9 protein-coding genes and 1 pseudogene are annotated in these 9904 nt (G+C 43.1%); 4 read left to right on the top strand and 6 right to left on the bottom strand.

Features of this window, described 5'->3' with window-relative positions:
* A pseudogene (locus A1QO_RS18680) lies at positions 1-473 on the bottom strand (adhesin); the annotation flags it as partial.
* Positions 474-841: 368 nt separating this feature from the next.
* On the opposite strand from A1QO_RS18680, the gene A1QO_RS18675 reads away from it, so the two are divergent.
* From A1QO_RS18675 to A1QO_RS18665, 3 genes are all read left to right on the top strand, one after another.
* A complete protein-coding gene (locus tag A1QO_RS18675; protein ID WP_017034964.1) occupies positions 842-2149 on the top strand; it encodes a TolC family outer membrane protein in 1308 nt (435 codons plus the stop codon).
* Position 2150: 1 nt separating this feature from the next.
* Entirely contained in the window at positions 2151-2762 is a 612-nt protein-coding gene (locus A1QO_RS18670) for an OmpA family protein (RefSeq protein ID WP_017039531.1), read from the top strand.
* A gap of 137 nt (positions 2763-2899) precedes the next feature.
* Positions 2900-3265, top strand: a complete 366-nt coding sequence (locus A1QO_RS18665; RefSeq protein WP_017034966.1) for a DUF2750 domain-containing protein — start codon at positions 2900-2902, stop codon at positions 3263-3265.
* Between the two features lie 66 nt (positions 3266-3331).
* Here the strand turns inward: A1QO_RS18665 and queC are convergent, their stop codons facing one another.
* Both queC and queE read right to left on the bottom strand, forming a co-directional pair.
* Positions 3332-4021: a 7-cyano-7-deazaguanine synthase QueC gene (gene queC / locus A1QO_RS18660; RefSeq protein ID WP_017034967.1), complete on the bottom strand. Its 690-nt coding sequence runs from the start codon at positions 4019-4021 to the stop codon at positions 3332-3334.
* Positions 4022-4039: 18 nt separating this feature from the next.
* Positions 4040-4708, bottom strand: coding sequence for a 7-carboxy-7-deazaguanine synthase QueE (queE, locus tag A1QO_RS18655; RefSeq protein ID WP_139152155.1), 669 nt, complete (start codon positions 4706-4708; stop codon positions 4040-4042).
* A 174-nt stretch (positions 4709-4882) separates the two neighbouring features.
* Between queE and A1QO_RS18650 the strand changes: the two genes are divergently transcribed.
* Entirely contained in the window at positions 4883-5692 is an 810-nt protein-coding gene (locus A1QO_RS18650; protein ID WP_017039529.1) for a Cof-type HAD-IIB family hydrolase, read from the top strand.
* Positions 5693-5863: 171 nt separating this feature from the next.
* Here A1QO_RS18650 and A1QO_RS18645 read toward each other — a convergent pair whose 3' ends face one another.
* From A1QO_RS18645 to A1QO_RS18635, 3 genes are all read right to left on the bottom strand, one after another.
* On the bottom strand, positions 5864-7360 hold the full coding sequence (locus A1QO_RS18645) for a bifunctional NUDIX hydrolase/phosphatase PAP2 family protein (RefSeq protein WP_017038409.1): 1497 nt from the start codon (positions 7358-7360) through the stop codon (positions 5864-5866).
* Positions 7361-7834: a GNAT family N-acetyltransferase gene (locus tag A1QO_RS18640; protein ID WP_026026682.1), complete on the bottom strand. Its 474-nt coding sequence runs from the start codon at positions 7832-7834 to the stop codon at positions 7361-7363.
* Positions 7835-7992: 158 nt separating this feature from the next.
* On the bottom strand, positions 7993-9903 hold the full coding sequence (locus A1QO_RS18635; RefSeq protein WP_017038410.1) for a propionyl-CoA synthetase: 1911 nt from the start codon (positions 9901-9903) through the stop codon (positions 7993-7995).
* Position 9904 lies beyond the last annotated feature (1 nt).

Here is a 9904-nt window from a genome sequence, read left to right as displayed (position 1 = left end):
GTGGAATCAACAAAAGTTGGGGAATATTGACGAAATTGCTGAAGCAGGGTTAAGCTTTGTGTCTCAGAAAGACCTAATGACTCCAACCCTTCGGTATCCAATTGTGTTGATGCGATAATCGCACGGCCATCTCTAGAAATACTTCCAGATGCCGTCAAACTTGAGCCCGATGTTCCACCTGCGGCAGTCGCAAATTCTTCACCAAGCTGAGTAGGATCTTGACCTTCTTCTAAGGCTGCAAAGATATCTTCAATTTCAGCCGTGATATCTTGGTTATCTCCGTCTTCTCCAACAATCTCAACCTGCAGAGGCTGTTCTGCTTGGGTATCTAACGAGCCATCACTTTTTACGATGACTTCACCCGGAAGTACTTGATCTCCTTCGTTCAATACCTTTAGATTTCCATTAATGTCAATAACCACTATTTGCCCAGCAGCTAAATTGCTACCATTAATAAAAGTACCGATACCCATATGACGCCTCTGCTATTTCAAACTGCCAATCCAATAAGTCAAAATAATGACCCATGGAATTACATTCATTATTGCTATAATTTAACATTAATAGGTTGTAAACAAAACCAATAAACTAACATTTCAGTAACCCAGTCGAACGCATAATACGACCCACCTCTCATATTGATAATGAATCGATATCACTATATTGATTTGATCTTAGTTCAATATATTCAATGCAACAATGACACGTTACAATGTTGCAAAACGTCTTAACTTTACAAATTGATTACATATATGGACAAAAACATTAGGCTTTATAACGATTCGTGTTATTTTATTGACGCGTCAAATAACAAAGACAGAGTTGTCCAAGGAGAAACATCGTGAACTGGAATAGAATTAGTGCTGTTAGTGTTCTAATCGCCGCAAGTTTTCCGGGCTATAGCCAAACATTAGAGCAAGCGGTTGCTAATACGTTAAAAACCAACCCAGAGATAGCGGCTTCATACAATGAATTCATCAGTAAACGCTATCTAGCCGATGCATCAGGCGGAGCCTATCTTCCGAGTATCGATCTAGATGCGGGGATTGGGTACGAAGCGATCGATCCTGCGCAGAATAACCCTGATACCGAATTAACCCGAAAAGAAGCAACGTTAACATTGACCCAGCTGTTATGGGATGGCTCTGCGACCTTGAATGATATGGACAGGACATCAGCCGATGCTGAATCTATCCGCTATCAACTTCTTGCTGACGCACAAGATATCGCGCTTGAAGTTACAAAGATTTACCTAGATGCAACAAAAGCGTTTGATGTACTAAGCCTGTCTGAAAGTAACCTTGCAACCCATAAGAAAATCTATATCGATATTAAAAAGCGTGTGGAGTCAGGAATTGGTTCAACCGCTGACATGTCACAAGTAGAAGCTCGTATAGCTAAAGCGCACGGTAATTTACTTGCGGCGCAAAATAATCTCTTTGATGTGCATACTCAGTTTAAGCGTATTGTTGGTGAAGCTCCCGCGGGTTTGATTTTCCCGATGGCCGACCAAATAGCCATTCCATTTACTATTGACGAGGCGCTTAACTCGGCTTTTGAAAAACACCCGGTCATTAAAGTGGCTCAAGCTGATGTCGATGCGGCAAAGTTTCAGTACAAACAATCTAAGGGCGTGAATTACCCAACCCTATCAATTGAAGCGACTCAAACTTGGTACGATGACGCTGGCGGTACTGAAGGAAGCAGTGATGAATTTTCAGCCATGCTTCGTTTGCGTTACAACCTATTTAATGGTGGCTCAGATTCTGATCGTATTGACAGCTTTGCGTATCAATTGAATAAGTCTAAAGACTTTCGAGACCGCACTTACCGTACTGTCGAAGAAGGGCTCAGACTCTCTTGGAGCGCTTTAGATCTCACGGTACAACAAAAAGATTTTTTATCTGACCATGTTGACTCGGCTTCTGAAACCGTTATTTCCTACCAAAAGCAATACCGCATTGGACAGCGAACCTTACTTGACTTATTGAACACCGAAAATGAGCTTTTCGAAGCGAGAAAAGGATACCTTGACGCCAAATATGATGAGCAATATGCCAAGTACCGAGTGATGAACGCAACCGGTAATTTGTTATCAGCGCTACGAGTGTCAACGCCAGACGAATGGCATCAAGAGGTGGATTACTAATATGAACAAGCATCTTATCCCTTTACTTGTGACGGCATCATTCTTCTCTACACATACACTCGCAGAAGAAGAATATAGCTACATAGCCACACCAGTCGCCACGCAATTAGATGATTTACTCGATGACGACCGTGATGGCGTTATTAATGCGAGAGATCTGTGTGTAGAGACACCTCTTGCTTCTGAGATCGATAATGATGGGTGTGAAACCTACATCGACTCCAAGCAAGAGATGAAACTTAATATCCTTTTTGCCAACGACTCTTATGAATTGAATTCAGTCTTTCTGAATCAAATACGAGTGATGACCGAGTTTATGACCAGCTATCCATCAACCTCGATCGAACTTCAAGGTTACGCCAGTAAAGTAGGCAACCCTGAATACAATTTGAAGCTATCTGAACAACGTGCTGAGACGATTAGAAAGGAACTTATTTCCAATGGATTAAGCCATACTCGTATAGATATTGTCGGTCACGGGGCTACCTCTTTAGCGGCTTATGGTGACGATGAACAAAGTCATGCACTCAACCGGAAAGTAGAAGCCACCGTTATTGGTTTCAAAGGCTCGGTGAAGGAAGCGTGGACTATCTTCGACAAGATCGAAAAGTAGTTACAATCGAAGATATATTACGGGTTTAATACTTGAAGGGTGCTAACGCGCCCTTTTTTATTTTGTTCCTATTTTCTAATGAGTTTCATTGATGAAAATGGTAATCTACCGCGGTCTAACCTATTGAGAGCACTAACATGACTAAATTGACCGCCGATATCCAAGCTAATCTAGAGCTATTTGTAACAGAAACTTGTCAAAACAAATTGGTTTGGGGCTTACGAAACGAAGAAGGTTGGTTAGCGTGTGACTCTAGTGAGTTCGAGCAAAGTGAAGTAATGCCTTTTTGGTCTTCAAAAGAAGATGCAGAACACCATAATGTTGAAGAATGGTCTGACTTCGAAATACTAGAAATCCCACTCGATATTTTTGTAGAAGATTGGCTACTGACTCTAGCTGAAGATGGCGTTTTGATTGGCACTAACTGGAATGAATCTTTAGAAGGTAAAGAAATAGAGCCTTCCGATTTAGCGAAACTCTATTTAGAGAAAGTCGTCAACTAAATCCATTTTCAAAAAACGTCGCCATTGCGACGTTTTTATTTTTAACTTAACAACAGGGAAGAGAGATTACCTCGAAGCCTTACTTAGATAGTGCTTCATTACTTCTTCTTTGTTTTGTAGGTACTCATCAAGCCCTGATTTTCTCAAATCACAAGATGGGCAATCACCGCATCCATCACCTATTACCCCGTTGTAACACGTTAGCGTCTTATTTCGCACCAATTCTAAGGCGTCATATCGGTCTGCCATCGCCCAGGTTTCGGCCTTGTTGAGCCACATTAGGGGGGTTGATATTTCAAACGTTCTGTCCATGCCAAGAACGAGTGCAGTATTCATTGATTTTACGAACTCATCACGACAATCCGGGTAACCAGAAAAGTCGGTTTCACAGACGCCTGTAATCACCGTGTCCGCGCCAATTTGATACGCATAAATACCAGCGAGGGTGAGAAACAAAATATTCCGTCCAGGCACAAATGAGTTAGGTAAACCATTATCCTGTAACTCATGAGAGACAGGAATATCGTCTCGGGTTAATGAACTGATTGCGAGTTCATTCAGTAGAGTCACATCCATGACTTTATGTGCCGTTGCGCCGAGCTCTTTAGCAAGGTCTTGAGCAATATCGATCTCTAACCGATGCCTTTGACCATAGTCAAAGGTAATGGCATGGACTTCATCAAACTCTTGTAACGCTTTGACCAGACATGTGGTGGAGTCTTGGCCTCCGCTGAATACTACTACCGCTTTTTTCATCATCTCTTCCAATAAACCCTAGGCAATACTTAAATATTTGTGCGTTTGCACCGACAATCGCCAGTTCCGTTTTATGCACGTTTCTATACACAGTTCGGTTGATCGTGTTTTCTGGCTAATTGGCTGCAAAGCAATAACCGTCTTTTGATCGATTGTCACTCTACTTAACAGTTCATCTAAGTGATCAATATCTTTTTGTGTTCCAACCGGGTGTTTAATTTCATCAGCACGTTCCAGTGCAGAATCAATGATAGGAAGCTTCCCTTTCATTGTCACTTTTGGTGACACTGTCACCCAGGTGCTTCCGGTTGCTTTTACTTCAAAAGTTCCGCTGGTCTCAATCTGGCAGCGACATCCTATTTGTTCAAACGCCTCGGTTAAGGGGCGTAAGTCATAGATGCAGGGCTCACCACCAGTAATCACGACATGCTTTGCAGTATAGCCTTGATGCTGGTACTGCTCGACAATGCCTTCAGCAGAAATCGCGCACCATAATGGGTTATCTTCAGTTTTGACTAAGATTTCATTGATTGTGCGCTTATCGCTTTCAAGCGCGTCCCATGTTTGTTTCGTATCGCACCAAGCGCATCCCACTGGGCACTCTTGAAGCCGAACAAAAACTGAAGGCACACCGGTGAAATAGCCTTCGCCCTGAATCGTTTCAAACATTTCGTTTATCTTATACAACTTACTTAACCCGAGGTGTCTCTAAATTAGGTCCGAGACCTTAAATGAGTCTTACGTTAAGGTCAAATAAAATGCCTATCGATAAAGGAACGAATAGAGCGTGAGATAACTAACACTGGCTGAAATCGTCAAAATTAATTATCCTGCCCTTTTGCTGTAGATTTTAGGTAAGTTATGTACAAACTCATCGCGCTCGATATGGATGGCACGCTACTCAATAGCAACAAACAAATTTCGGACAAAACTAAACTCGCCATCTCGGCTGCCAGAAAAAAAGGCGTAAAAGTTGTTTTGGCTTCAGGTCGACCACTCGACGGTATGGTCGATAAATTGGACGAGTTAGGCATCAATGGCGATAACGAATTCGTTTTATACTATAACGGGTCTATGGTCAAAGAACTCGGAAACCAAGGCATCATTCGTAAGCAAATCATCGACGGAAAGGCAGCAAAAGAAGTGGCTGCAATGGCTAAGGAATTTGATCTAAATGTCCATGCATTTAGCGAGGAGCACGGTCTAATCACGCCCCAAAATAGTGAGTACACGCAGCTAGAGGCAACCATTAACGGGCTCAGCCTGACAGAAATGGATTTTTCAACATTAGAAGATGAACACCCGATCATCAAAGCAATGATTGTTGGTGAACCGGGTAAATTGACTCAAGCGATTGCGCTGCTACCAAAAGAGTTGCACCAACGCTATACCATCGTTCAGAGTGCCCCGTTCTTTCTTGAATTCTTAAGCTTAGGCAGCAACAAGGGCTTAGGGATCGAATCGATTGCCAACTATCTAGGCCTAGATTCAAGTGAGGTTATTTGTGTGGGTGATGCTGAAAACGACAACCATATGCTAACTTACGCAGGTATGGGGGTAGCGATGGGTAATGCAATGACCGAAACGAAAGCATTGGCTAATTATATTGCCCCCAGCAACGATGAAGATGGCGTAGCAGATGTGATCGAAAAGTTTATCCTGTCCAGTTAATAGCGGGGATTTGATGACTGCTTATTAAATATACCCCACGTAGTTTATTAAAAACGCCTAACACTGTGTCAGGCGTTTTTTGTTTTCGAAACATAAGGTCTTCAATACACAAAGACCATTACGAAAAGACTATTATTGAAAGACTCTAGCTAAAAGACTATCGCTGACCATCTATTGGCTGAATTTACGTACCAGTCCGGCATAACATATGATCAAAATAGGAAAACGGATTGATTCCATCATCAGTGATAATATGCTGCTGTAAGAAACGAAAGATGCAATAAATAGAAGTAACTGATTCGCCGAAAGAAGAAATGCTATTATGATTAGAAGCTGCTTGAACAAAATCGTTTTCTTATCGCGTTCAAGTGAAAGCACTAAACCAAGCATTGTGATCGTAATGGCGATCCAGGAAGTAAATACCGGTAATGGCCAAATGACGGTCAGTGCAACCGCCCCCACGCTTACCGCAACCCAAAGCCCTCGAGAGCAGATCACCGACATTAAATCGACATCTGGCTTGCTTTCCAATCGGATGATATGCCACGCAACAAGAATTCCCAGTAGCGCTCCAATCAGCATGTCCCAAATAAACGCACTTCCGCTGTAGAACTGAGATAAGCCCACTACCAGAACCAACGATAGGAACCCAATAACAAAGCGTTGTTTTAACTCATCATCAATCTGTTTGTACACCAACCCCGCAATACAAAACCAAATAGCAATCGGTAAGCTCGGAAAACCAAAGCCATAGCTATGGTACATATCGATAGCCGGAATATAGGCATGTGGTCTAGGAATCGCAAAGCCTTGCTGTGCAACCAAGCACAGCAATGAAGTGGCCGTGATTGCAAAGAAAACTTTGTAGTTAAATTCTTTTCCAAATCGCCAATACAAAATAGGCAAAATGATCAGTAGCAACCAAGGTTTGGTTAGTTGGTTTAATAACCCATTACCCAGTTCAATTGCAGCTAATATTACGCTCGGCAATGAGGCGACGGATTGTTGCATACTCACAATCCAGTGCAGTTGAGACTGGTTCAGCTCAGGTGCCGCCTTTATGAGTTCACTGACAAAGGTAACGGATTGATCCGTTGCATGTTGGTGCATCGCTTTGATGTCATTCCATTGCTCTGGGTAGCGGTATCTTTCATTAGGTAACAACTCTGGTAGCAATAACATGGCACTTGATACTTCAATCCCGTAATGTGGTGCGAACCAAATTGGCATCGTATTACCGTCGAGCTCGTTATTGTATTCATAAGCGATGATTTCTGAATCTGAGATACAATCATAAATAACCGCTGTATTGGTATAACCCAGTACATCACCGACCGTTACGACCAGACCTGTTTCTTCCCAGGTTTCTCTTTGAGCCGTTAAGCTTGGTGGTTCTCCTGGATCGATGGTTCCGCCAGGTAAAGAAATCTGTTGGGTTAATATTTCATTAACTAGAACAACCTTCTCGTTCGCTTTGACCATACAAAGAGCACCACGAATTGAGTCTGGCATTTCTTGAGTCACTGATTTCTGAATTATTGATTCTTGAGCAAAAGACTCTTGAGCTATTAATAGCGTTGAAAAAAATAGTGCAAAACTGCTTAAGACAAGCAACAGTATCCGCTTAATCACGTTAAAAACCTTCCATATAAAATATTGTGAGACCATTCATATTGCTTTACGTAACCAATGAATATGGTGCTCGAACCCAAGCTTGTTATAAAACTCTAATGCCGTCGCGTTAAAATCCCAAACTTCAACAAATATCTGAACCACTCCATATTCTTTAAAGCGTTGATTCAGTGTTTCACAAAGTTGATGAGCAATCTTTCTCTGCCTATATTGGGGCAGAACATAAAGCTCATCCACACTGCCCATCTGAATAGGTTTACTGACACTCGACACCAGTTCGCAAAAATGCCCGGTAATAAAGCCGACGACATCCTGCTTATCTTTAGCCACAAATACCAGGCATTCTGGGTCATCTAAGTAGCGAGCTATGCTTTTTTCCTGTTCGATTTCACGGGCTGTTTTAAAAAAATCAGGGCACGATTGATGGTGTTCATGGTGTAGCCCAAACATCAACCGATTCAATTGTTCTAGGTCTGATGATTTGGCTGCAGAGAACAAAATTGGAGTCATGTTATTTTCGCGACACAAATAAAGTATGAATAATTGAGATTGTATAGAAACTTACACGAAAAAGCCCCTTATTATCGGGGCTTAATTTGGATTACTGTGTTTATCACACACCTGATCTTTAAACAAAATTCAGAGTAGCTGTATTTATCTAAGTTTATCTAAGTTTCACTCAGCACTCGTTCGATTTCAGCGAGGCTACCCGGATCATCGATCGTTGATGGCACCGTATATTGCTCTCCGTCTGCAATCTGCCTAATGACTCGACGTAAAATTTTACCTGAACGCGTTTTTGGTAATCGCTCAACCACTAACGCGTGTTTGAAACATGCAACCGCACCAATTTCGTTACGAACTTTACCAACGAGCTCTCCTTCCAATGCGAGATCATCGATTTTCACACCGTCTTTCAATACCACTAAACCAAGGGGTAACTGACCTTTAAGCTCATCATGAATGCCAACAACGGCACACTCAGCAATCGCTGGATGGCCTCCAACAATCTCTTCCATTTCTCCGGTTGATAGGCGATGCCCCGCGACATTAATGACATCATCTATCCGGCCCATAATGTATAAGTAGCCCTCTTCATCCAAATAGCCACCGTCACCAGACACATAGTAGCCAGGGAACTGACTCAAATAGCCACTTTCAAAACGATCATGGTTGCGCCATACCGTCGGCAAACAGCCTGGTGGTAATGGGCGCTTCAATGCGACAAAGCCTTGCTGGTTTTCTGGTAGTGACTCGCCGACTTCATTGAGTATTTCTACCTGATAGCCTGGCACCGCTTTTGTCGCAGACCCTGCTTTAATCGGCATTCTTTCAATGCCTGTCGGGTTACTCGCTATCGCCCACCCAGTTTCTGTTTGCCACCAGTGATCGATCACCGGTTTATTTGTTTTAGATTGCACCCACTCAAGTGTTGGCGGGTCTAAACGCTCACCAGCCATAAACACCGCTTTCAAGTTAGAGAGATCAAACTGTGTCAGTAATGCGCCTTCCGAATCTTCCTTTTTTATTGCACGAAACGCTGTCGGTGCTGAAAACAATACATCCACTTTATATTGTTCGCACACTCGCCAAAACGCGCCGGGGTCAGGGGTTCTTACCGGCTTCCCTTCAAATAGAATGCTGGTACACCCGTGAATAAGCGGTGCATACACAATGTATGAGTGACCAACCACCCAACCTACGTCAGAGGCCGCCCAAAAAACGCCATCTTGGGGCATGTCATAAATCGTACTCATGGAATACTTCATTGCGACAGCGTGCCCACCGTTATCGCGAACAACGCCTTTCGGTTTGCCCGTGGTTCCTGAGGTATAAAGAATGTAAAGAGGATCGGTTGCCAAAACAGGCACGCACGCTTGAGGGAGCGCTTGATCTACACTGTTGGCCCAATCAATGTCTCGTTCTGAGTTCAATTCCGCGAGACATTGCTCTCGTTGAACGACCACAACTTTTTCAGGTTTCCAGCGACTGTCCATAATCGCCCGGTCTACAAGAGGCTTATAAGGCAGCACTTTGTTGATCTCGATTCCGCAAGAAGCCGTGATCACCACCTTAGGTTCCGCATCTTCTATTCGAACCGCTAACTCGCTCGGTGCAAACCCGCCAAACACAACCGAGTGAATCGCCCCAAGTCTTGCGCAGGCGAGCATTGCCATTGCTGCTTCTGGAATCATAGGCATATAAATAACCACACGATCGCCCTTCGACACTCCTTGCTCAGCTAACATGCCCGCAACTTTTGCAACTTGGTTACGCATTTCTAAATACGTATATTCTCGCTGTGTTCCCGTCACTGGGGAATCATAAATTAACGCGGCTTTCTCGCCTCGTCCATTCTCGCAGTGATAATCAAGCGCTAGCCAGCAGGTGTTCAATATTCCATCAGGAAACCATCGTTCGATACCATTTTCATCGGATTCAAGCACCGTTTTAGGTGGCTCAAACCAGTCGATATTTTTCGCCTGAGTTCCCCAAAACGATGTTGGGTCCGTTTGTGACCATTGATACTCTTCTTGATAGGCCGATTTTATATGTTGAGTTTTATCATTCTTAGACATG

This window comes from Vibrio genomosp. F10 str. ZF-129, assembly GCF_000287055.2.
GTDB lineage: Bacteria > Pseudomonadota > Gammaproteobacteria > Enterobacterales > Vibrionaceae > Vibrio.
This window is presented reverse-complemented; position numbering and strand designations above follow the sequence as displayed.

Coding starts and splice junctions, on each gene's coding strand:
- A1QO_RS18670 (WP_017039531.1), top strand. CDS start 2,151: ATGAACAAGCATCTTATCCCTTTACTTGTGACGGCATCATTCTTCTCT.
- A1QO_RS18665 (WP_017034966.1), top strand. CDS start 2,900: ATGACTAAATTGACCGCCGATATCCAAGCTAATCTAGAGCTATTTGTA.
- queC (WP_017034967.1), bottom strand. CDS start 4,021: ATGAAAAAAGCGGTAGTAGTATTCAGCGGAGGCCAAGACTCCACCACA.
- A1QO_RS18650 (WP_017039529.1), top strand. CDS start 4,883: ATGTACAAACTCATCGCGCTCGATATGGATGGCACGCTACTCAATAGC.
- A1QO_RS18645 (WP_017038409.1), bottom strand. CDS start 7,360: ATGGTCTCACAATATTTTATATGGAAGGTTTTTAACGTGATTAAGCGG.
- A1QO_RS18640 (WP_026026682.1), bottom strand. CDS start 7,834: ATGACTCCAATTTTGTTCTCTGCAGCCAAATCATCAGACCTAGAACAA.
- A1QO_RS18635 (WP_017038410.1), bottom strand. CDS start 9,903: ATGTCTAAGAATGATAAAACTCAACATATAAAATCGGCCTATCAAGAA.